This window comes from Sphingosinicella microcystinivorans (genome assembly GCF_027941835.1).
Lineage (GTDB): Bacteria > Pseudomonadota > Alphaproteobacteria > Sphingomonadales > Sphingomonadaceae > Sphingosinicella.
In genome coordinates this window covers 840,429-862,761 of record NZ_CP116005.1, presented here as the reverse complement: position 1 = coordinate 862,761, position 22,333 = coordinate 840,429, and the positions used below count along the sequence as shown (strand labels likewise).

The following is a 22,333-nucleotide window of genomic DNA, read 5'->3' as shown; positions in this document are numbered from 1 at the left end:
TGTGCCCGTCACGATGAATAGCGTGTGATGTCAAGCCCGTCCGGGTCGATGGGCGGCGCCGTGCCGCCGATCAGGCTGGCGATCAGGCGGCCGGAGCCGCAGGCCATCGTCCAGCCGAGCGTGCCGTGCCCGGTGTTGAGGAACAGGCCCGGGACCGGCGTCGCGCCGATGATCGGCGGCCCGTCCGGCGTCATCGGGCGAAGGCCGCTCCAGTAGCCGGTGTCGTCCTGCGCGGCGGCGCCGGGGAACAGGTCGTTCACGCAGTACAGCAGCGTTTCCTGCCGCCGCTGCGGCAGGCTGTTGTCGTAGCCCGAGATTTCGGCCATGCCGCCGACGCGGATGCGGTCCCCGAGGCGGGTGACGGCGACCTTGTAGCTTTCGTCGAGCAGCGTCGACACCGGCGCGCGGTCGGGCGCGACGATCCGCAGCGTCACCGAATAGCCCTTCACGGGATAGACCGGCAGGCGCAGCCCCAGCGGCCGCACCAGCGCCGGCGAATGGCTGCCGAGCGCCACGAGGACGGCGTCCGCCGCGACCGCGCCTGCACCGGTCCGCACGGCGGCGACCCGGCCCGATGCGGTTTCGAGCGCATGAATGCCGGTATCGTACAGGAAGCGCACGCCCTTGTCCTGAAGCCACGCGGCGAGCGCCGCCGTGAACTTGTGGCAATCGCCGGTCTCGTCGCCCGGCAAGCGGAGCCCGCCGACGAAGCGGTCGCGCGATGCGGCGAGGCCCGGCTCCGCGCGCACGCAGCCGTCCCGGTCCAGAAGCTCATACGGGACGCCGTAGGATTGCAGCACGGCGATGTCGCTCGCGCTCGAATCGAACTGCTTCTGCGTGCGGAAAAGCTGGAGCGTGCCGAGCGTGCGGTGGTCGTAGTCGAGCGGCAGCCGTTCGCGCAGCAGGGCCAGCTCGTCGCGGCTGAACTCGGCAAGGCGCACCATCCGGCTCTTGTTCAGCGCATAGCGCGCGGCCGTGCAATTGCGCAGCATCGCCGCGACCCAGCGGATCATGGCGAGGTCGAGCTGCGGTTTCAGGATGAGCGGCGCATGGTGCATGAAAAGCCAGCGCATCGCTTTCAGCGGAATGCCGGGCGCCGCCCACGGCGAGGCGTATCCGGGGGAAACCTCGCCCGCATTGGCGAAGCTCGTCTCCATCGCCGGGCCGGGCTGCCGGTCGATCACCGTCACCTCGTGCCCCGCTTCCGCGAGGTAATAGGCGGACGTGACGCCGACGACGCCCGCGCCGAGGACCGCGACTTTCATTGCACTGTCTCCACAAAGGTGCGTTCGCTGCGGCTGCCGAGCCGCGTCAGGATTTCGTAGGGGATGGTCCCGGCATCGCGCGCGACGTCGGCGAGCGACTGGCAGGGGCCGAGAAGCGCGACGAAATCGCCTTCGGAGAGCGCGTCCGGCGCCAGCGCGGACAGGTCGACCGTCAGGCTGTCCATCGAAACGCGGCCGACGATGGGAAGCCGTGCTCCCGCGTGCCACGCCGCGCCGGCTCCGCCGAGGCTGCGCGGCCATCCGTCGGCATAGCCGATGCCGAGCGTCGCGAGGCGCTGCCGGGTGGGCGCGACATGGTCGAGCCCGTAGCCGACGCCGCTGCCGGCCTCCACCTCGCGGATCTGGAGGATGCGCGCCTCCAGCCGGACGACAGGGCGCATCGCCGGGCCATCGGGGGAAGGCTGCACGCCGAACAGGGCGATGCCGGGCCGAACGAGATCGCAGTGGTAGGCCGGGGAGAGGAAGGCGCCGCCGCTGTTGGCGATGGACGCGCGCGCTTCCGGAAACAGCGCGCGGATCGCTTGGAAACGGGCGAGTTGCCCGGCATTCGCCGCGTGCCCCGGCGCGTCGGCGCAGGCGAGGTGCGTCATGACGAAGCGAAGCGCGACCTCGCGCGGGAAGGCCGGGTCCGCCGCGAGCGCGGCGGCCGCGGCGGCATCGAGGCCGAGGCGCGACATGCCGCTGTCCACCTGAAGCACGGCCGGAAGCGCCGTTCCCTTCGCGCGTGCGAGGCGGCGCCAGCGCTCGACCTGACCGGGCGCATTGAGGACAGGCAGGAAGCCCGCTTCCGCGCAGGCGGCTTCGCAGCCGGGGTCGAGACCGTTGAGGATGGCGATGGCGGCATCTGCGCCGAGCGTGTCCGCCACGTCGAAGGCCTCGCGAAGCTGCGCGACGAAAAAGGTGCGGCATCCCTCGGCATGGAGCGCCGGCGCGGCGACCCTTGCGCCGAGCCCGTAGGCATCGGCCTTGATGACGGCCCCGCATTCCGCGGGCGCGACATGGCGGGCAAGCGAACGATAGTTGGCGCGGATCGCGCCGGTGTCGATGGTCAGCCTGCTCGAAAACGCCGTGATGATCCGCGCGGACATGTGTTCCTCCGCAAGCAATCCTATCCGCAGAGGATTTGAATTTTTCGTCTGTTCGGCGCTTTAACTGCCGAAAATTTTCCTGTTGTGGAATAATATTCGATGAATCAGAATATCATTCATGGCTTCTCTGGACGATACCGATCGCAGGATTCTCACCGAGCTCAGGCTCAACGCGCGCATCCCCAACAATGCGCTCGCGCAGAAGGTCGGGTTGTCGCCGTCGGCGTGCCTCAGGCGGGTCGGCCTCCTTGAGAAATCCGGTGTGATCCGCGGCTATACCGCGATCGTCACCGGCGCGCTGCCGGAGGAAGGCACGGTCGCGATCGTGCAGGTGGAGCTGGAGCGGCAGACCGAGGAGTATCTGTCGCGTTTCGAGAACGCGCTGCGCAGGCATCCCGAGATTCAGGAATGGCACCTGATGACCGGCGCCGGGGACTACATATTGCGCATCCAGATCGCCGGTATCGACGATTACGGGCAGTTCCATCGCGACGTGCTGTCGCGTCTGCCGGGCGTGTCGCGCATCACCTCCAGCTTCGCCATGCGAAGCCACCGGCGCGCATAGTCCGGTCCTAGTGGATCAGCATGTGGTGCAGGCCGTTCGGCACGCACTGGGCGGGCGTGTCCGCCGCGATCGCCCGCAGCCCGGTGGCGTGCTCGATCATGGACCGGAGCAGCGGCACCACGGCGCTGCCGCCGGTGAGCACGATGCCGTGGTCGTGAATGTCCTGGCTGAGCTCGGGCGGGGTTTTGTTCAGTACGTCGCGCGTGACCTCGACGATCTCCGCGACGTGCCGTTCGACGACCGTGTCGAGTTCCGAGAGGTCGACATGGATCGTGGTGGGCAGTCCGGAGGTGAGGCTGCGCCCTTTCACGGCGATCGTATCGGCCGCGCCGGTACGGGTCCGGCGCTGCTCGACATAGTCCTGTTTGACCCGCTCCGCCGTCGTGTCGCCGATCAGGAACTTGTGGCGGAAGTGCAGGTAGTCCGCGATCGCCTGATCGAGCGTCGCGCCGCCGATGCGGACCGAGCGCGTGAGGCAGATGCCGCCGAGCGAGAGGACCGCCACCTCCGTGGTGCCCGCGCCGCATTCCACCACCATCGTCCCCGTCGGCGCGCCGACCGGGAGACCGGCGCCGATCGCCGCCGCGAACGGCTCCGCGACGAGGCGCACCGAGCCAATGCCCGCGTCCCGCGCCGCCGTCAGCAGCGCGCCGCGTTCGGCCATCGTCGCGTCGGCGGGCACGCCGAACACGGCGCGCACCGCGCCCGTCCGTTTGCGCCCGAGTGCGCGGGGGACGGCGTAGCGCAGCAGTTCGCGCGCGGAGTCGATGTCCTGCAGCACGCCGCGGCGCAGCGGCCGTTTGACCTCGAGGTTGCCGGAGGTGCGGTCGACCATCGCCTGCGCCCCCATGCCGGCGGCGACGAGGCTCGGCGTGCCGTTCTCCTTGCTGAAGCAGCACAGCGAGGGCTCGTCGAAGACGACGCCCTCGTCGCGCCGTATCACCCGCAGGTTGGCGGTCCCGAAATCAATCGCGAGATCGGGCCGCCGTGAGAAGAGCGAAGCCATGCGGCACGCTGTATCAAGCGGCCCCCGCTTTGTCGCGCCCTATTCGGCCTTCAATCAATGCGCGGCAGCGTTTCGAACTGGTGGTAGGGCGGGGGGCTGGAAAGCGTCCATTCCAGCGTCGTCGCGCCTTCGCCCCACGGATTGGCGGCGGCGGGCGCCCCGCGCAGGAACGACCACAGGATGTTCGCGAAGAAGAACGCCATGCCGACCGCCATGACGGCGTAGCCGAGCGAGGCGATGTGGTTCCAGTGGGCGAAGGCCTCCGGATAGTCCGGGTAGCGGCGCGGCATACCGTCCTGGCCGAGGAAGTGCATCGGGAAGAACAGGATGTTCACGCCGATGAAGAACACCCAGAAGTGCAGCTTGCCGAGCGCTTCCGAATACATCTTCCCGGTCATCTTCGGGAACCAGTAGTAGAAGGCGGCGAACAGCGCGAACACGGCGCCGAGCGACAGCACGTAATGGAAATGCGCGATCACGTAGTAGGTGTCCTGGAGGATGTCGTCGACGCCGCCGTTCGCGAGCACCACGCCGGTGACGCCGCCGATGGTGAACATGATGATGAAGCCGATGACCCAGAGAAGCGGCGTCCGGAAGGTCAGCGAGCCGCCCCACATGGTGGCGATCCACGAGAAGATCTTGATGCCGGTGGGCACCGCGATCACCATCGAGGCGAGCGAGAAGTAGAGCTTGGTGTCGATCGACAGGCCGACGGTGAACATGTGGTGCGCCCACACGATGAAGCCGATCCCGGCGATCGCGACCATCGCATAGGCCATGCCGAGGTAGCCGAACACCGGCTTGCGGCTGAACGTCGCCGTCACCTGGCTGATGATGCCGAAGCCGGGCAGGATCATGATGTACACCTCGGGGTGGCCGAAGAACCAGAACAGGTGCTGGTAGAGGATCGGATCGCCGCCGCCGGCCGGGTCGAAGAAGGTCGTGCCGAAGTTGCGGTCGGTGAGCAGCATGGTGATCGCGCCCGCCAGCACCGGCAGCGCGAACAGCAGCATGAAGGCCGTGACCAGCACCGACCAGCAGAACAGCGGCATCTTGTGCAGCGTCATGCCCGGCGCGCGCATGTTGAGGATGGTGGTGATGAAGTTGATCGCGCCGAGGATCGACGAGATGCCCGCGAGGTGCATCGAGAGGATCACCATGTCGACCGCGGGGCCCGGGGAGCCGGTGGTGGACAGCGGCGCGTAGAGCGTCCAGCCGGTGCCCGCGCCGTTGCCGCCGCCGCCGGGCACGAACGCCGAGCCGATGAACAGCACGAACGCCGGCACCAGCAGCCAGAACGAGATGTTGTTCATGCGCGGGAACGCCATGTCCGGCGCGCCGATCATGATCGGCACGAACCAGTTGCCGAAGCCGCCGATCATCGCGGGCATGATCGCGAAGAAGATCATGATGAGGCCGTGCGCCGTGACGAGCACGTTCCACAGGTGGAGCGCCGCCGAATAATCGTCGCCGCCCGCCCACAGCGGCAGATACTGGATGCCCGGCTCGGCGAGCTCGAGGCGCATCATGCCCGAGATCGCTGCGCCGATCATGCCCGCGACGATCGCGAAGATCAGGTACAGCGTGCCGATGTCCTTGTGGTTCGTGGAGAGGAACCAGCGCGTGAAGAAGGCGGGCTTTTCGCCGTGTCCGTGCGCGCGCCCCGCGAGATCACGCGGCATGTTCATCCCTGCGGTATCGACCATCATCGCCTCCACGGTCCAGCCGGAGGACGACCCGCGCGCGGACGGCCCCGCCCGTTCACGTGAACGGACCGGCGCGTTTCATATTGGTCTTTCGGATCGTCTTTCCGATCGCGGCGTAACACCCGCGCCGCGCCCGACAAAGATCATCTTTTCGCTGCGTTCCAGCAATTATTTTGCGGGTCCGGCGCCGCTGCGGCGCCGGACCCGCCGGTTCAGGCTACAGGCTTCAGGCCGCGCTCTTCAGGTCGGCGAGCGCCGCGCCGAAGTTGATGTGGTAGGGCTGCCCGCCGACGACCAGCGCCGGAACCGAGGCGACGCCCGCGGCCTCCGCCTCCGCGATGCGGCCGGGCGTTTCGCCCAGATGGACGACCTCGACCGAATAGGCCGCGGGATCGAGCGCATGGGCGAGGCCCTGCTCGGCGCTGATGCAGACCGGACATCCGGCATGGTAGAAGACGGCTTTCTGGGGCATGATGTGATGTTCCTTCCTTTTTTCGAGGGTTGGACAACCGGGCGCTCCGTTCGTTGCCGCGAACGGAGCGCTCACACAGGGACCCGCGACCGTGTGAAGCGGGCCCAGCTTTCAAGCCGCGCCGGAGCGTCGGCCTCGACGTGGTCGCGGCAATCGAGACGCAGCGAGGCGTCGCCGAAGGCCGCGTCCACGAAGGCGCAGTGATGCGGCCGCGCCGCATCGGAATGGATGTTCGGTCTGAAGTGCGCGCAGGACACGCACATGCGCTGAACGGGAATCGCGCCCTCGATCTGAAGCGCGCCGATCATCTTGGTGAGGCCCTTCAGGAACGCCGCGCTTTCCTCCGCGTCGAGCAGGTCCGCCGCCGCCAGCAGCGCGTCGGGCCAGACGGCGAGCGTGCGCGCGAGGCGCTTTCCGGCCGCTGTCGGATGCAGCCGCACGGCGCGGGCGTCTTCGGGATCGGGGCGCTTCTCGACAAGGCCCTTGCGCGTGAGCGCGGCGACGGCGTCGCTCGCGGTGGGCTGCGTCACCGCGATCTCGGCGGCCACGGTGCCGACCCGCGCCGGGCCCCGGCCGACGAGGTGGACGAGGATTTGCGTCTGCGTCGGCGTCAGCCCGGTCGCCTCGCCCTGCCGCCAGCCCTCCGAACGCAGCAGCGTTCCGATTCGCGACAGGCCGGTCATGATGTCAGGGTTGGCAGCCACCGTTATGCCTTCATATAATTAGGACTCCTATATATAAAGGCCGAAACGCGGTCAAGCCTTGCTGATGACCGGAACGCAGGATCGTTGAAGCAGGACCGTTCGTTACGCGGAGATCGCGGCGGCGGCGCGCAGGCCGCTGCGGATCCGGTCCATGACGCCGGGGTCGGCCTTCGCCGAGTGGACCACGTAGGCGGAATAGGAGAACTCCGGGCTGCCGGGGACGAGCGCGAGGCGCCCTTCCTCGAGGTAGGGGCGGATGAAACCCTTGCGGAAGTACCCGCTGCCGCCGGTCGCCAGGATATAGTCGAGCGCCAGCGGGCCGTAGCTGATCGAGACCACGGCATTGGGCTGGTCCGGGAACGCCGCCTGATGGCTCGCGGCGAAATCCTCGCCCCAGTCGATCCGGACATGGTCTTCGGGCGCGAGCGGCTGGGTGGTGGGCGTGGTCCGCACCAGCACGAGCTTCTCCTCGAACAGCAGCTCGGCGATCACGCCGGGGCGGCTCGGCGCGGCATACAGCACGGCGACATCGAGGGCGCCGTCCTGCACCTGCTCCATCAGCCGGTCGGACGCGTCGATCTGGGTGCTCACCGCGATTTCCGGGCATTCGCGGCGCATCCACAGCAGCCAGTGCCGCAGCAGCGGGCTCCACAGGCTCAGCTCCGCGCCGATCGTCACCACCGTCTCGCGCCCCGGCGGCAGCGCCACCGCGCGGCGCGCGCGGTCCCACACCTGCACGAGCGTGGTGGCGAACCGCAGGAACTGCTCGCCCGCGGGCGTCAGCTTCGCGCCCGCCTTGTTGCGGATGAACACGGGCCGGTCGAGCTGGTCCTCCAGCACGCGGATGCGCGCGCTCACCGCGGTCTGGGTGAGGTTGAGGTTGGCGGCGGCGCTGACGAAGCTCCCTGTCTTCACCACTTCCAGGAACGTGCGCGCGACGCTGATGTCCATATAGAAAATTCTTTCCGCTTAAAGCGCAATAATATTCGTTTGATTGCTGGATGGTAAGGGGCGGATGATGCACTGGCAAGGCACGCGCAAAGGAGACTCCATGACGCTTCAGCTCGGACAGATCGCGCCCGATTTCGAACAGGACAGCACGCACGGCCGCATCCGTTTCCACGACTGGCTCGGCTCCGGCTGGGGGGTTCTGTTCAGCCACCCGAAGAATTTCACGCCCGTCTGCACCACGGAGCTCGGCGAGGTGGCGCGGCTCCGCCCCGAATGGGACGCGCGCGGCGTGAGGCCGGTCGGTCTCTCCGTCGATCCGGTCGAGGCCCACCACAAATGGGAAGCCGACATCGAGGAAACGCAGGGCCATGCGCTCGATTTCCCGATGATCGCCGATCCCGACGCGCGCGTCTCGACGCTCTACGGGATGATCCATCCCGAAAGCGATCCCGCCGTCACGGTGCGGTCCGTGTTCGTGATCGACCCGGCGAAGAAGATCCGGCTGATGCTCACCTATCCGCCGAGCACCGGCCGCAACTTCGCCGAGATCCTGCGCGCCATCGACAGTCTTCAGCTCACCGACGCGCGCAGCATCGCCACGCCCGTCAACTGGTCGCCCGGCGAGCCCGTCGTGATTTCGCCCAGGCTCTCCGAGGAGGAAGCCGCGCGCCAGTTCCCGCAAGGCTACAGGACGCTGAAGCCCTATCTCAGGATCGTCGATCTCCACGCGGGAGGAGAGTGACGGCGCGCTTCCCGCCTATCGTTCGGGGGGCGGCGTGATCACCGCCTTGTAGGCGGGGGCAAGCTGCAGGGCGCGTTCCTCGTCCCTGCCTGCCTCCGCGGTTTCGCCGCGCGCCCTGAGCAGGCGGCTGCGGGCATAATGGGTCCGGGCCTCGGACGGCGTCTGTTCCACGGCCCGGTCGAGATCGGCGCGCGCGCGGTCGAGATCGCCCTTGCGCTGATAGGCGAGGCCGCGATTGAGATAGGCCGCGGCAAGGCCGGGGTCCGTTTCGATCGCCCGGCTGAACGCGCTGATCGCGCCGTCGAGATCGTCCTGCCAGCCGCTCATGAGCCCGTCCGCCAGAAACGCCGAGGCACGGCCGCGCACACCCTTGGCGGCGGCGTCGATCCGGTCCGTGCAGAGCTGCAGGCTGCGCGCCGGATCGTCCAGCGTGCAGGCGTTCCAGTCGCCGCGCGGGGCGGCGGCGTCGCGCTTCCGGAACGCCGACAGGGCGACGGACTCCGCGGAGCGCGCGGCCTCGCGTTCCGGCGGCGGGGCGGGCGCCGGCGCGGGTGCGGGCAGGGCCACGACCGCAGGCGGCGGCGCGGCTTCGGGCAGTCGCAGCGGGACCGGCGGCGGGGGAGGCGGCGGCGGCGCTGCTGCAACCGCCGTATCCGCGACTTCGGCCGTCGCTTCGGCGCTTGCCGCGGGTGCTTCCTGCCGCGCCGTATCTGCGGCCGTATCCGCGGGTTCCGGCCGTTCGGCCGCTGCGGGCGGCGAGGGCGCTTGCGGAGATGGGGGCGCCTTCACGCGCGGCATCCGCTCGTAGGTGTCGAGTGCGACGGGCACGGGGCCGGACGGCCGCGGATTGCCGAGCACCACCCAGAGCACCGGCATGGAGATCACGGCGACGAGCGACGCCGCGACGAGGACGCCGAGCTGGGGGCGGTTCCGCAGCGTCCATAGCGGCATCCGCGGAGATGGCGCTTGGCGCTGCGGTTGCCCCGGCTGACTCGCCGTCCCGGCGGCATCGAAGCGATCGAGCGCCGCCGCGATCGCGGCCTCCCGGCGATCCGGCCGCGGCGGCGGCGGATCGGGGAGCGGGGGAGGAATGCCCCTATCCGCGCCCATTCGGCTCTCCACGCGCGGCGGATCGGGGGAAGCAGGGGAGGCGGGACGGCATCGGGGCCTTATAGCGGCAACGCGGTTCGCGCGGGAAGGCGGCGGCGCTTTTGCACCGCCGCCGCTGCCGGGATGCCGCGTCCTGCCTCATCGTTCGAGGCGCGCCATCGACGAGGCCGTCTTCGCGGCGCGGACGAGCTGGACGAACTCCGTGCGGTAGCCGAACGCATCGTTGCCGCGCGATGCGGACGCGATCCGGATCACGTCGTCGTAGGTCATCGCACCGCGATAACGGCCGCCGCGCACCAGCTCCGCGAAGGCGGCGACGCCTGCCGCGAAGCGCGCGTCCTGCGGCGCGTCCTCGAAGCGCCGGACCTCGGACGCCGTGGTGATCGGCGCGGAGATCAGCCGGCTCGTCTCCGATTTCGGCAGCTTGTAGCGGATCTTCACGAAGCCGTATTCGCCGCCCTGCGCGGCGGCCGGGCGGCCCGCTGCGCCGCCGCCCTCGGAATAGCGCAGGTCGCCGATCGTGCGCGGGCCGCCCGCGGGCACGATCTCGTAGAGCGCGGTCACGGTCTGGCCGGAGCCGACATCGCCCGCGTCCACCGTGTCGTTGTCGAAATCGTCGCGGTTCAGCATCCGGGTTTCATAGCCGACGAGCCGGTATTCCGCGACGGCGGCGGGGTTGAACTCCACCTGGATCTTCACGTCCTTCGCGATGGGGAACAGCGTCGAGGTGGCTTCCTCGACCAGAGTCTTCCGCGCTTCGGCGACCGTGTCGATATAGGCGGCGGCGCCGTTGCCGTTCTGCGCCAGCGCCTGCATCAGCGCGTCGTTGTAATTGCCCATGCCGAAGCCGAGCACGGAGAGGAAGATGCCCTTGCCCCGCTCGCGCTCGACGAAGCCCTTCAGCTCGTTCTCGTTCGTGATGCCGACGTTGAAATCGCCGTCGGTCGCGAGGATGACGCGGTTGACGCCCGCCGGGTCGATGTTCTGCGCGGCGAGCGCATAGGCCTGGCGGATGCCTTCCGCGCCCGCCGTGCTGCCCCCGGCGCCGAGCTGGTCGATGACGGCGAGAATCTTGCGCTTCTGGCTGGCCGGGGTCGGCTCCAGCGCGACGCCCGCGCTTCCCGCGTAGGTGACGATGGCGACATGGTCGTCGGCGCCGAGCTGGTCGACGAGCATCGCCAGCGATTGCCGGACGAGCGGCAGCTTGTTCGCGGCGTTCATCGAGCCCGAGGTGTCGATGAGGAACACGAGGTTGGCGCGCGGGCGCGCCGCCGTCTCGATCGCGTAGCCGCGGATGCCGATCCGCACGATCTTGCGCCCCTCGGCCCACGGGCTCGGGAACACCGACAGGTTCGTGCTGAACGGCTGCTCCGCCGCCGCGGGCCGGGCGTAGTCGTAAGGGAAGTAGTTCACCATCTCCTCGGTCCGCACCGCGGCGGGCTGCGGCAGCACGCCCCGATTGAGCGAGGCCCGGACGAAGCCGTAGGAGGCGGTGTCGACGTCGATCGAGAAGGTCGACACGGGCTCCTCCCGCACCACCTTGAAGGCGTTCTCGGCCACCGACGCGAAACGGTCGCGGCCGACGTCGCGGTACTCGGGCGCGGGCCGGTAGAGGCCGGGCTCCGCGTGCCGCGCAGGTGCCAACATCGGCATGACGACGGGCGGCGGCGGTGGCGGCGCAACCGGTGCCGCTGCGACAACTTCGGCTATTTCAGCCGCCTCGCCCCGGTCCGCTGCCGCTTCCGGTGACGGTGCGCGGTGCCCGCCGGTGACGACGACGTCCGACGCCGTGGACGTCTTCTCGCTGACGGTCGGACTGTTGCAGGCCGCCAGCAGGCCGATCAGCCCGCCGGTGAAAACATGGTGCAAGCGCATGGCAAAACTCCCTGACGATCGCGGATCAGGATCATCCGCATCGACTTGGACGCGCCGGCCGGGAAAAAGCTTGGGAGCCTCCGGACATTTTTTTGAAAGCCGCGTCATGGTGCCTCGCCCTCCGCGGCGAGGATGCGCCGGACCTCGTGCATCCGCCATGCGACCGTGGACTCGCTGATCCCGAGGATTGCGCCGGCTTCGGCATGGGTGAGCTGCTGCCCGGCCACCAGCACCACGGTCTCCCGGTACGCCGGTTTCAGGCGGGCGATCGCGCTTTTCAGCCACAGCGCGTCGTGGAGGTCGCGCCCGTCCGGCGCGGGCGCGAGGCCGACCAGCACGGCGAGGCGATCGGTGAAGCCGCTGAAGCTGTGCCGCCGCCGCTGCAGGTCGCGGCAGGCGTTGAACACGATGCCGCACAGCCACGTCGAGAACTTCGCCTCGCCGCGAAAGCTGCCCAGCTTTTCTGCGAGGATGCAGCAGACATCCTGCGCGACGTCGTCGGCGTCGGCGCGCGTGCCGGTGAGCTGCCATGCAAGCCCGTGAATACGGTCGTAGTGCCGGCGCAGCAGCGCCTCGAACGCCGCGCGGTCGCCGGCGACGGCGACAACGACCAGATCCTCGTCCCGGACGCCCCGGCTGTCAGCCATTCAGGGCCTTCGACGCTGCACTGATGACAACCGCCTTCCCCGCCTCCCCACACCGGGGATTCCACCCCGCATATTCCAGGGAAACGCGGCGTCCTGCAAGCGGCGTCTGTTTGACTTGATCCTTCGCGGCTGTACCACTCGGGGAGTGCGGAAACCCGATTCAGGATGACGATGGCAGACCAGCAGACGGAAACAGAATCGCTCGATGTTTTCGACCGGATCATGGATGCGATCGTCACGCAGCGCCTCGCGCCTGGCCAGAAGGTGTCCGAGAATATCCTGACCCGCATGTTCGGGATCAGCCGCACGGCGGCGCGCAACGCCATGGAGCAGATGACCGCACAGCAGTTCATGATCTCGAACTCGCCGCGGATCACGCGGATCGCGCCGCTGACGCTGCGCGACGTGAAGGAGAACTTCACGCTCCGCAAGATGATCGCGCCGAGCGTGTTGGCGATGATCTCGCCGCAGATCGAGGAGGCCGAATTCAAGCGCCGGAACGACGCGATCTACCACGAAGGCCCGATCTCCACAGATGCGGATGCGCTCAGGACTCTGAAAGCGAACCGGGATTTCAACGTCTATATCGCGCAGCAGACGCAGTTTCAGCTGCTGATAGGCTGGACCCGGCAGCTCGAGGAAACGACCATGCGGATCTACTGGATCTACATCAAGCTCACGAAATCCATGCCGTTCCCGTGGGAGCAGCACAAAATCCTGCTCGAACTCGTGAAGAACAACCAGACCGACGAGATTCGGCGCTATACGCTGATGATGATCTCGTCCTGCGAAGACCGTGTTCTCAACGCGATTTTCTCGCACGCCAAACTCAACGAGCACAGCCTGAACCTCTGACGGGGAAGGAAGCGCCGGGCCGCCTTTGCCGCGCGACCGCGCGGGCATTGACGCGTGGTTTCTCAACCGAAATAAGGCGGCCTTAATGTCAGAAAAATCTCCAATAAGGCTGCTTTATTTCCAATCAGGAATGATGTATCAACTGAGGCTTCGCTGAAAACTCAGCGGAACCGAGGGATTTAAAAGGGGAAATCAGATGATATTCACATCCAGATTCAACAGCTTGGCAGGTGTTGCATTGTGGGCCGTGGCAGTTCCGGCTCTGGCGCAGACGGCGGCCGAGAGCGCAGCGCAGGCGGATGCCGCTGCCGAGTCTGAGATGATCACGATCACCGGAACGCGCATCAAGGGTAACTTCGAGGCGCCTACGCCGGTGCAGGCGCTCGGCGCCGAACTCATCGACCAGCGCGGCACCACGAACGTCGCCAACGTCATCAACGAAATTCCGGCCTTCACCGGCACGCTGACGCCCGCCTCACCTTCGAGCCAACCGATTTCCTGCGCTTTCGTGGTACGATCTCCCGTGACATCCGTGCGCCCAGCATCGGCGAAACCTTTGTCGAAACCGTGCTCCTGTTCGCCAATCTCGACAATCCGTTCGACGATATCGACGGGACGTCGCTGGTTCGCGTTCCGCTTTCGGGCAACCCCAACCTCACCGAGGAACGGGCGACCACGAAGACGGTCGGTGCGGTCCTCACACTGGGAAGCTTCCGTACCTCGCTTGATTTCTGGGATATCAATCTCAAGGGAGCCATCGGATCGCTCTCTGCGCAGGACATCGTCAACCGCTGCCATCGCGGCGAGGCGGCAATGTGCGAGTTCGTCACCTTGGATGCCGACGATCAACTCGTAGAGGTTCGTCAGCAGAATCTGAACCTCGGCGCCTATAAGCTGCGGGGTCTCGATTTCGAGGCGCGCTACACAACCGGCCTTGGCAACGGCACGCTGGGTCTCGGTGCGGTGGCGAGCTATCTCATTCACAAGAAGATCGCGCCGACAGGCGGTGCATTGATCGATGTCGCGGGCGAAGTCGGTGGGCGTAACGCCGGCGGTATGCCGGATTTCAAGGCAACGCTTTCGGCCAACTACGAAGCCGATCGCTGGGGTGCTTTCCTGCAGGCGCGCTATATCGATGGTGGTCTCTACGATGTCACGTTCGGCCCCGAGGATCTGTCGAAGGAAGACAACAGCATCGGTGCGGTGGTCTATGTGGATATGTCGGCGAAGTACAAGCTCGACGGAGTGATCGGAAGCGGTGCCGAGATCTATGCTGGCGTCGACAATCTGTTCGACCGGACACCCCCGGTTGCACCGATCGACTTCATTTCGAACTCGGCGACCAACGCGTCGATCTACGACGTGATCGGGCGTAAATATTACGTCGGCGTTCGCGCGCGCTTCTAGTTATGGCTGCTTTGGCCCGCGCATCGAGGGTGCGCGGGCCGGGCGCTGCTGTTCTCAGCCCAGAATATTGAACGAGATTTCCGCCCGGAGGCCGAAGGCGAGCGCACTGCGCACGCTCGGGTCTGCGCCCGGATTGATAATGTAATGGGCGCTCGGCTGGAGCGAGAGCCATGAGGCGACGGGGGCGCGATAGGTCAGCTCGAAGGCGACCTCCGCGTCGTTCGCGGGCACCGCGCGCTTGTAGGCATCCGAGGTGAAGGCGGCGGCGACCGCAAGGCCGAGCTGATCCTCATCGCGGCCGCGAAAGGGACCCGTATAGTTGAGGCCGGCGCTCGCGAAGCGTCTGAACGTGTTGAAGCGCCCATCGGCGATGCCGAGGCGGGCGAAGGCGGCGAGGCCCTGCGCGGGGTCGCCCGCTTCCTCGAACAGCGCCGTCTCGCCGCGCACGTAGAGGCCGTCGTTGCCGCGCCCGCTGTTCCCGGCATGATCGTCGAAACGCGCCGTGTAGCGCCAACCGCCGAAGAGCAGGCGTCCGTGGGGCAAGGGGGCCTCGACTTCGGCGACGAGAAGCGCGCCGTCGCCGTTCCCCAGCTTCACCGCGGTGCGTTTTGGATGGTCGGGATCGCCGGGGACGCCGTCGAGCACGGCTGCACGCACCACCCAGCCTGCGGCGGACTCGATGGAAAGCCGTGCGGCGAGCGAGGTCGACGGGAAAATGGACGGGCCGTTTTCGCCCGTCTGCGCGAAATCCGTGCCGATGCCGTGCGGGCTGCCGATGAACAGGCCGGACGCGTCGAGCGAATCGAACTCGGAATTGAGATCGTAAAGCCCAACCTTCAGCGAGCCGCCCGCGAACGCCTGTTCGATCCATGCCTCGTAGAGGCGAAACGCCCGCACGCCGGTTTCGATGTTGCTCGCCGTCTGCGCATCGCCGGCAAGGTCGCTGAACGACTTGCCGTTGTTGTAGAGGCCGTAGACGTGGACGCTGGCACCCTTCCATCCGGCAAGCGCCTCGAGGTCCGCCTCGGCGACGAGGTCGAGATTGTCGAGATAGCGGCTGCCGCGTCTGATGCCGCCGGAGGCGTTCGACATCACCTCGCCCGTGTAGGTCGCCTGAAGCAGCAGCGGCCCCTGGTTCTCGTCGATCTCTCCGCGGCTGTGCGTGTGGCTGTGCGGAAGGTGGCCTTCCGAGGCAAAAGCGGGAAGCGAGGCGAACGCCGCAACGCCCGCGACCAAAGAACGCATAAAATTCCTCCCAAACTTGCAAATCAATTGCAGTATAAATAGGAATACCGAGCGTTCTCCGCCCGGCTCCCGGCATACCGGGCTCTAGTCGATACTGTTATGATTTGCTGTTTCCCAGAAAAACTTGTTCTTGTTTCTGCGAATGATTTTCGATTTCATTTGCCGTCATCGAAATTGAAGATGACTATTCACCATCATCCAACGAAATTTGGTTCGGGTCGACAGATTACAGCATGAAAGCCGTCGGAGATTGCCGCTACCGCGGCGCCGACGATGGCTCCCAGACATCTTCGGTGGTCGCGACGAGGTCCTTCATCGTCGTCCATTTCCGCGCGCCCGGAACATGGCGTTCGCCGCGGATCGCCGCGAGCGCGAAGGCGAGCATACGGTTGCGGACGCGTTCCTTTTCCGCCTCGGGCCATGTTTCGAACGGATGGGGGCCGCGCACGACGACCAGCTCCTTCAGGCCCCGCACGCGGTCGTAGGAGGCGATCGTGCCTTCGAGGCTGGCCGCGTAGTCCCAGAGCCCGCGCACGAAGAACGCCGCAGGCCACGTCTTCATGCCGGCGAGGATCGCCGAGCCTGGGAAGAACACGACGTTGTGCTCGATCTGGCTCGCGCCGATGAACAGGCCGCGATCCTTGCCGAGCCCGCGCCCCTCGTCTTCCGGCGTCGGCGTCGCAGAGACGAAGCCGGGACCGCTGGTGAACTCCGACATCAGCAGCGCGCCCTTGATCGACGGGTCGCGGTGAGGCGGCGCGCAGGCGATCTCGGCGAGGTCGTAGCTGCAGTCCCTGTCGAAATTCATCGTCATCGCCCAGCCGCTCGCCATCGTGCCGCGCGAGTTGCCGAGCAGCAGCGTCGGCAGCTCCGCGGCCTTGCCGCGCAGCGCGCGGGCGGCCTCGGCGCCCGTGGCGAGCTTGCCCTTCGGCGACAGGGCGCGCAGGCCCTCGCCCGAGCGCAGGCTGGCAAGCGCCGCCAGCAGGTCGCGGCCCTGCTGGAGCGTGTTGGTGTCGCTGTAGCCGCTCGAGACGCCGACCCCGCGCCGGTCGTAGGCGAGCACGTCGAAGCCGGCGGCGTTGAACATCGCCATCAATGAGCGCCATCCCGCCTGTCCGGGCGAGCCGGTGCGCGTGTTCGGGAAGGAATTGATGGCGGTTTCCCCGGTTTCGGGATGGATGCTGTAGAGCCGGTCCTCGGGATGGTCGATCGCGGCGAGGCGGGTGCCGCCGCCGCCGCTCATCACGATGAGCGCACGGACCTTGCGGCCCTTCGCGCCCGGCACGCCGCGCCCTTGCAGATACCAGCCGCGCAGCTTGACGGGCGTTTCGAGACCTTTGTGGATGCGTTCGTGCGCCTCGGCGGGCGCAGTGAATTCGACCGTGTAGGTGTTCGCCTCGGCGGCGGCGATCGGTTCCCGGTAAGGCTCCGCAGCGAAGAACGCCGGGCGGCGGATCGCGGCGAGGTCGAGATCGGCGCTTTCATCCACCTTGCCGAGCAGGTGGCGGTGATGCGGATCGGTGATGCGTTGCTCGCGGTTGGGCGGCTTCCGGCCGTTGACGACGGACGTGACCCGCGCCACGCAGACGGGATCGGCCTTGCACTGGAGCCAGCGCGCGCGCAGCACGGGCTCGGAGAATTCGTCGACGTAGAAATCGCCCGCGTAGCCCGCCGGCGGCCGTGCGCCGACCGTCGTGAACGGAACGCAGACCTTCGTGCCGGTTTTCGAAGGGATCAGATAGCCGGGCAGCACCATGTCGCGGTCGTAGGCGACATGGGTTTCGCAGTCGGGCGGCGGGAAGCGGTCGGCAGCTTTCGCAGAGCTGGACCCTGCCGCCGCCGACAGCAGCAGAAGGCCCGCTCCGGCATAGATGTTCCACCGCATGGTCCGCTTCCCCCTCCAGATGATCGCAGCGACCTTACGGGACGCAACTGTCAGGAAGCTTGCATGGCCGCTCGGCCGCCGAACGTGCGCTGGATCGTGACGCCGACATAGGGACCGCTGTTGAGTTCCCGCCGTTCGATGTAGCGCAGCGGAGCCGATCCGCGCAGCCCGTCGTAGATGCTGCGCGTGCGGACGACCGGGCTGCTCGTGATATTCTTTGCGAAGGCGCGGAGCGTCCACGCGGCATCCGGCTTGTATTCCACGAAAGCGTCGACCCGGTCCGGCACCCGGTCGGTTTCGATCTCGTCGATCTTGAACGTCGTTTCCTTCTCGGCGAGTACGTAGTTGACGCCCCAGCGCGTGTGCCACCGCGCGATGTCGTGCGTGAGGCTGACCTTGGCTTCGAGCGGTTCATCCTCCGAGATCCGGCGGCGTTCGCCGGTCACGGGATCGGTGACGCGGCTGCGGCGCCACAGGCCGTTGCCCTGCAGCGTGACCCCCGGCAGCCCCAGCGGATCGAGCGGCAGGTTGAAATCGAGCTGCAATTCGCGGCGGCGGCCGCTGCCGATGTTGCCCACGGCGTCGAAGGTGCCTTCGTCCGTGAAGACCGGGATGCGGTCGACGACGTCGCTGATCGCTTCCTGCCGTGCAGTGAGCACCACCGAGCCCTTGCCGATGCGGCGTTCCCATGCGAGCTCGGCGCGCCAGAGGCTGTCGGGCTCCAGGTCCTTGTTGCCCGCGGTGACGGTGCCGCCCGTAAGCGAGGCCGAGCTGACGAAGTCGGCGAAATCGAGCTGACCCACGGAGCGTTCGACGAGCGCCCGGATCTCGTCGCGCGGCGAGGGTGCCCAGCGGACGAGCACGCGCGGCTTGACGAACGACTGTGATTTTCTGAGCGCGCTGTCGCCGCTCTGCGTCAGCGTCGAGGTCTCGTAGCGGCTGCCGGCCTCCACCGTCAGCGCGCCGGAAACGTGCCAAGCCGCGGTGAAGAAAGCCTCCGCCCGCTTTTCCTCGACGCGGACGTTGGCGGCGGGCAGGGGAACGGCGATGCCGTCCTCCTCGAGCGCGCTGTGGCTGTCGAGCGTGTTGAACGCGCCTTCGAGCCCGCCTTCGAGCGAGATGTTCCCGGCCTTCCGGCGCAGCACGCCGCGCAGGATGGTCTCGCTCGCGTCGGAGTTCTCGAAGGTCGCATCGCTGCCGGTGGGGGCATGGGACCTGTCGACGCCGTCGATACCGGTCGTCCGGCGCAGCGCGAGCAGCTCCATCCGGCTGCGCGCACCGACGGAGCGGTCGTAGCGGAGGCCGATTTCCGTCGCCTCGGTGTTCACGCGCTCGGTGCCGGATGCGTCATAGGGCGTGGGGAAGGTCACCTGCTCGCCGATGTTCGCGAACATCTTCTTCATCTTGTAGAGGCCGTTCACGCGCACCGTGCCGCCGGCGAGGGGCCGCTGGTAGCTGCCGAGCGCTTCGCGGATGTCGTTGCCTTGGGGCTGATCGTAGCGGCCGAGCCGAACGGGCGTGCCGTCCCCGGCATGGCGGTTCCGGCTGCCGAAGCCGTGCTCGTCGTCGATCTCCCGGTAGACGGCCCCGGACAGGTCGAGGACATTGGCGCCCGCGACATGGCGGAGCTCGCCTGCGAGCCGCGGCGCCTCGTATCCATGACGATAATTCGCGTAGCTGCCTTCGATCCGTCCGCTCAGAGACTGCGCGTTGCTGCGCACGACATTGGCGAGCAGCGTGTATCCCTGCATGTCGTAGCCCGCGCCGCTGCGGATCAGTTCTACACGGTCCACACTCGCCGCCGGGATGCGCTTCAGCACGTCCTCGAGCGTATCCTCCTTGCTCGTCGGGCGCTGTCCGTCGACGAGGACATTGCCGCTCGCGCCGGCATAGCCGCGAAGCTCGCTGTCTCCTTCTTCGAGGCGGAAGCCCGGCACCAGCTTCACGATGTCGAGCGCGGAGGCAGGCTGCGCGCTCGCGAAATAGGCGGGTTCGAACGCCGTCACGCTGCTGGCGTCGCCGGCTGCGGCCGCAGCGGTGGCCTGCATGGAAATCAGAAGAACGGCGGCGGCCGCGCGGCGGGATGGAAAAGACAGGAACATTCGCGTGAGCCCCCTGGCATGGTGACGGGGGCTTTTGCCTGAACGTGCCTGACGTGCGTCCGGCAGCGGGCGTCAGGAAAATGTCAGAGGTGAAGCGCGGGCCGGATCACCGTCCGGCGAGGTCGTCCGCGATCACGTTTTCGCTTTCCGAGCGAATCTGCTGCTTGATCGCGTTTAGCGCGGCCCATTCCGGCTTCTTGCGCAGCGGCTCGCGCACCTTTGCGATCGTGGGCTCGCGCTGTCCGAAGGAGTCGATGTCCTTGTACTCGTAGACGAACAGCGCGTCCCATGATGCGCCCACGGGATAGCGGTTGAGGAAGATGCGGTAGCGCGAGAGGATGCCCTCGCGCATCCAGCCCTGCACCTGCGGGATGACGTATCCGTCGACGTATTTCCTGTATTCGGCGAGTTCGCGATACTCGTAGGGGATGACATAGAATACGCGGTCGCTGGCGGGCGGCGCGGCGGCGCCGTCCTCCCACAAGAGATCGGCCGATACGGTGATAACGGGTTCACCGAGCGCGAGACCCTTCGCGTCGAGGCCGCCCGGCGACGTGCGCTCCAGCGTTTTCCAGTGCGCGACGTCGGCATAGTCCCTGAACCGGATGATCGCCATCGCGTCCCACGTCAGCGTGTCGTTGTACCAGTTGAACAGGAACTGGTAGTCCGCGATTCTACCGGCCTTCTTCAGCGCTTCGAAACGTGTGGTCCCGGCACCTTCCAGATACTGGCGAAACGCGGGCCGGTTCGCGGGCGTGCTCTTGTAGGTGATGAGCAGGCTCTTGGGGCCGCTTTCCGCGTGGACGGCGGTCGGCAGGGCGATGGTGCAAAGGACGAGCATCGCCAGCGCAGCGATGAGAGCGCGAGCGGCCATGAGTGGCCGCGACAGGATGAGGTGCATGATTTTCAGACCAGCGTTGAGTGAACAGTGGGAAGCGACAGCGCCGCCGAATTGACGTTGACGCTGCGGTCGAATGTCATCGCGTCGCCCTCGAAGCGGCAGACGACGGTGTCGCGGAAGGCGGTTTCCGCGAACTGCCAGATCATCTCGAACGTGTCCGGCGCGATCCAGCGCCCGCCCGCGACGACGAGCATCGAATCCGGCTGGTACTGGTGGTGCAGCTTGTTGCCGGTCATGCTCGTGTGGTCCTCGATCCAGCGGCCGAGGCCGACATCGACGCTGTGCTCGCCGCGCGCGTCGCGCATCGTGAAGCGGCAGCGGTCGCCCGCGAAGGTGAAACCGAAGCTCTCGATGTCCTCGGCGTTTTCGGCGGCCTTGAAGCGCCGGCCTGAAATGCGCGCTGCGACCGGCGACATGGTGGCGGGAAGCGCCGGAAGTAGCGAGAGTGACTGCGTTCGCTCCGCGAGCGCGGCGGAGCTCTTGTCGTTCGGCGGCAGGCCGATGGCGCCGAAGGCAGCGGGGAAGTGCCTGTCGACGATCGGCGTCAGCAACTCGCTCTTGCGGATCGCGCCCGTCACCGCGAGCACGGCGTCGTGATCGGGAAAGACGATCGCCATCTGCGTGAACAGGCCGACCGCATAGTAGGTGTTGTTCGCGCCGATCCACCACTGGTAGCTGTATTCGCCTTCGGCGACCTGCGGCTTGCTGACCCCCTCGACCCATTCCGGCGAGAGAATCTGCTGCCCGTTCCAGCGGCCTTTCTGCGCGTAGAGCATTCCGAGCTTCAGCGCGTCGGCCGTCTTCCACGTGAGGCCGTTGCCGCCCGGATTGATGCCGCCGGGGCCGACGTCCCAGCTGAGCCCGGCGATGCCGAGCGGCTTGAAGAAGCGCGGTTCCATGTAGTCGCGGAGCGTCTGGCCGGTCACTTTCGTGACGATGGCGGAGAGCATGAAGCTCGCCGCGCTCGAATAGACGAAGCGCGTGCCCGGCCTGTGGACCACCGGCACCTTGAAGAATTCCGCGACCCAGCTCGTCCTGATCTGCCGCCATACGGAGCCGGAGATCTCCTCGGCGTGGCCGGTGCGCATCGTCAGCAAGTCGCGCACCGTCATCGCAGCGAGGTTGTCGCTCACGGTTTCCGGAAGCTCGTCCGGGAAGAAGGAGATCACCTTGTCGTCGATGCCGAACAGCCCCTCGTCCATCGCGATGGCGACGCCCGAAACGGCGACGCTCTTGGTCAGCGAGTGCATCATGTGCGGCCGGTCCGCGCGGTAGGGCGCCCACCAGCCTTCGCCAATCACGTCGCCGCCGCGCGACAGCATGAAGCTGTGCAGCTCGAGGCCCGCGCCGCGGACCTCGTCGAGAAAGGCGAGGATCGCCTGCGGGTCGACCCCATGCGTTTCCGGGCGGCTGCGCGGCAGGCCGTCGACGGGCGAAGCCCCGGACGTCGGCAACCGCGCGCACGCCGCAAGGCCCGGCAGGGCGAACAGCCCGGCGGCGCCGAGCGTCAGTCCGGTGAAGCGGCGCCGCGAAAGGCCTGCATTTGATCCCGCTGTCTTCAATGCTGTCTCCCCCCGGCAGGCGATGCCGACCTCCAGTGTAACGTAGGAAACCAGTCTGTCGCCAAGCTGTCGTCCTGGCGACACGGGCGAGACAGGTTTGTGACAGCTAGGCGGTCTATCGTCAGCCTGTCACCGGCACCTTGGTCTTCGTCCATCGGGCGGGGACTCGCATTTGTCCGGGGAACGGGTCGCGGCGTGCTGTTCGGGCGCGCCCGAACATGGGG

At 67.3% G+C, this 22,333-nt stretch carries 19 protein-coding genes and 1 pseudogene; 4 read left to right on the top strand and 16 right to left on the bottom strand.

Features of this window, described 5'->3' with window-relative positions; genetic code table 11:
- Positions 1–8: 8 nt before the first annotated feature.
- Both PE061_RS04185 and alr read right to left on the bottom strand, forming a co-directional pair.
- Positions 9–1,265, bottom strand: a complete 1,257-nt coding sequence (locus PE061_RS04185) for a D-amino acid dehydrogenase (RefSeq protein WP_271257909.1) — start codon at positions 1,263–1,265, stop codon at positions 9–11.
- Positions 1,262–2,374: an alanine racemase gene (alr, locus tag PE061_RS04180; protein ID WP_271257908.1), complete on the bottom strand. Its 1,113-nt coding sequence runs from the start codon at positions 2,372–2,374 to the stop codon at positions 1,262–1,264. Before alr ends, PE061_RS04185 begins: the two co-directional genes overlap by 4 nt.
- A gap of 118 nt (positions 2,375–2,492) precedes the next feature.
- Here alr and PE061_RS04175 point away from each other — a divergent pair, with 118 nt between their 5' ends.
- Positions 2,493–2,939, top strand: a complete 447-nt coding sequence (locus tag PE061_RS04175; RefSeq protein WP_271257907.1) for an Lrp/AsnC family transcriptional regulator — start codon at positions 2,493–2,495, stop codon at positions 2,937–2,939.
- Positions 2,940–2,946: 7 nt separating this feature from the next.
- Here PE061_RS04175 and PE061_RS04170 read toward each other — a convergent pair whose 3' ends face one another.
- The 5 genes from PE061_RS04170 to PE061_RS04150 all read right to left on the bottom strand — a co-directional run bounded on the left by PE061_RS04170 (position 2,947) and on the right by PE061_RS04150 (position 7,778).
- Positions 2,947–3,945 (bottom strand): rod shape-determining protein, encoded by a 999-nt coding sequence (locus PE061_RS04170; protein WP_271257906.1) that lies wholly within the window; start codon positions 3,943–3,945, stop codon positions 2,947–2,949.
- A gap of 50 nt (positions 3,946–3,995) precedes the next feature.
- A complete protein-coding gene (ctaD, locus tag PE061_RS04165) occupies positions 3,996–5,633 on the bottom strand; it encodes a cytochrome c oxidase subunit I (RefSeq protein ID WP_420794390.1) in 1,638 nt (545 codons plus the stop codon).
- 244 nt (positions 5,634–5,877) lie between these two features.
- Positions 5,878–6,123 carry a thioredoxin family protein gene (locus PE061_RS04160; protein WP_271257904.1) on the bottom strand — a complete coding sequence of 82 codons (246 nt, stop codon included), beginning with the start codon at positions 6,121–6,123 and terminating at the stop codon, positions 5,878–5,880.
- A gap of 71 nt (positions 6,124–6,194) precedes the next feature.
- Complete coding sequence (locus tag PE061_RS04155; RefSeq protein WP_271257903.1) at positions 6,195–6,827, bottom strand: MarR family winged helix-turn-helix transcriptional regulator; 633 nt, start codon at positions 6,825–6,827, stop codon at positions 6,195–6,197.
- A gap of 102 nt (positions 6,828–6,929) precedes the next feature.
- Positions 6,930–7,778, bottom strand: a complete 849-nt coding sequence (locus tag PE061_RS04150) for a LysR family transcriptional regulator (protein ID WP_271257902.1) — start codon at positions 7,776–7,778, stop codon at positions 6,930–6,932.
- 100 nt (positions 7,779–7,878) lie between these two features.
- Between PE061_RS04150 and PE061_RS04145 the strand changes: the two genes are divergently transcribed.
- Positions 7,879–8,520 carry a peroxiredoxin gene (locus PE061_RS04145; RefSeq protein WP_271257901.1) on the top strand — a complete coding sequence of 214 codons (642 nt, stop codon included), beginning with the start codon at positions 7,879–7,881 and terminating at the stop codon, positions 8,518–8,520.
- Positions 8,521–8,535: 15 nt separating this feature from the next.
- Here PE061_RS04145 and PE061_RS04140 read toward each other — a convergent pair whose 3' ends face one another.
- The 3 genes from PE061_RS04140 to PE061_RS04130 all read right to left on the bottom strand — a co-directional run bounded on the left by PE061_RS04140 (position 8,536) and on the right by PE061_RS04130 (position 12,152).
- On the bottom strand, positions 8,536–9,630 hold the full coding sequence (locus tag PE061_RS04140; RefSeq protein ID WP_271257900.1) for a tetratricopeptide repeat protein: 1,095 nt from the start codon (positions 9,628–9,630) through the stop codon (positions 8,536–8,538).
- A 138-nt stretch (positions 9,631–9,768) separates the two neighbouring features.
- Positions 9,769–11,505, bottom strand: coding sequence for a vWA domain-containing protein (locus PE061_RS04135; protein ID WP_271257899.1), 1,737 nt, complete (start codon positions 11,503–11,505; stop codon positions 9,769–9,771).
- A 104-nt stretch (positions 11,506–11,609) separates the two neighbouring features.
- On the bottom strand, positions 11,610–12,152 hold the full coding sequence (locus tag PE061_RS04130; RefSeq protein WP_271257898.1) for an RNA polymerase sigma factor: 543 nt from the start codon (positions 12,150–12,152) through the stop codon (positions 11,610–11,612).
- Between the two features lie 165 nt (positions 12,153–12,317).
- Here PE061_RS04130 and PE061_RS04125 point away from each other — a divergent pair, with 165 nt between their 5' ends.
- Positions 12,318–13,007: a GntR family transcriptional regulator gene (locus PE061_RS04125; protein ID WP_271257897.1), complete on the top strand. Its 690-nt coding sequence runs from the start codon at positions 12,318–12,320 to the stop codon at positions 13,005–13,007.
- 192 nt (positions 13,008–13,199) lie between these two features.
- Here PE061_RS04125 and PE061_RS04120 read toward each other — a convergent pair whose 3' ends face one another.
- The gene (locus PE061_RS04120) at positions 13,200–13,469 is read right to left on the bottom strand and encodes a hypothetical protein (RefSeq protein WP_271257896.1); all 270 of its coding nucleotides are present in this window, start codon (positions 13,467–13,469) and stop codon (positions 13,200–13,202) included.
- A gap of 24 nt (positions 13,470–13,493) precedes the next feature.
- Between PE061_RS04120 and PE061_RS04115 the strand changes: the two are divergent.
- Positions 13,494–14,414, top strand: a pseudogene (locus tag PE061_RS04115) (TonB-dependent receptor); the annotation flags it as partial.
- A 54-nt stretch (positions 14,415–14,468) separates the two neighbouring features.
- On the opposite strand, the gene PE061_RS04110 reads toward PE061_RS04115, so the two are convergent.
- From PE061_RS04110 to PE061_RS04090, 5 genes are all read right to left on the bottom strand, one after another.
- Positions 14,469–15,659, bottom strand: a complete 1,191-nt coding sequence (locus PE061_RS04110; RefSeq protein ID WP_271257895.1) for a carbohydrate porin — start codon at positions 15,657–15,659, stop codon at positions 14,469–14,471.
- 256 nt (positions 15,660–15,915) lie between these two features.
- On the bottom strand, positions 15,916–17,544 hold the full coding sequence (locus PE061_RS04105; protein ID WP_271257894.1) for a hypothetical protein: 1,629 nt from the start codon (positions 17,542–17,544) through the stop codon (positions 15,916–15,918).
- A gap of 50 nt (positions 17,545–17,594) precedes the next feature.
- Positions 17,595–19,646, bottom strand: a complete 2,052-nt coding sequence (locus PE061_RS04100; protein ID WP_271257893.1) for a TonB-dependent receptor plug domain-containing protein — start codon at positions 19,644–19,646, stop codon at positions 17,595–17,597.
- Positions 19,647–19,752: 106 nt separating this feature from the next.
- On the bottom strand, positions 19,753–20,520 hold the full coding sequence (locus tag PE061_RS04095) for a hypothetical protein (RefSeq protein ID WP_271257892.1): 768 nt from the start codon (positions 20,518–20,520) through the stop codon (positions 19,753–19,755).
- A 32-nt stretch (positions 20,521–20,552) separates the two neighbouring features.
- Positions 20,553–22,109 (bottom strand): serine hydrolase domain-containing protein, encoded by a 1,557-nt coding sequence (locus tag PE061_RS04090; protein ID WP_271257891.1) that lies wholly within the window; start codon positions 22,107–22,109, stop codon positions 20,553–20,555.
- Positions 22,110–22,333 lie beyond the last annotated feature (224 nt).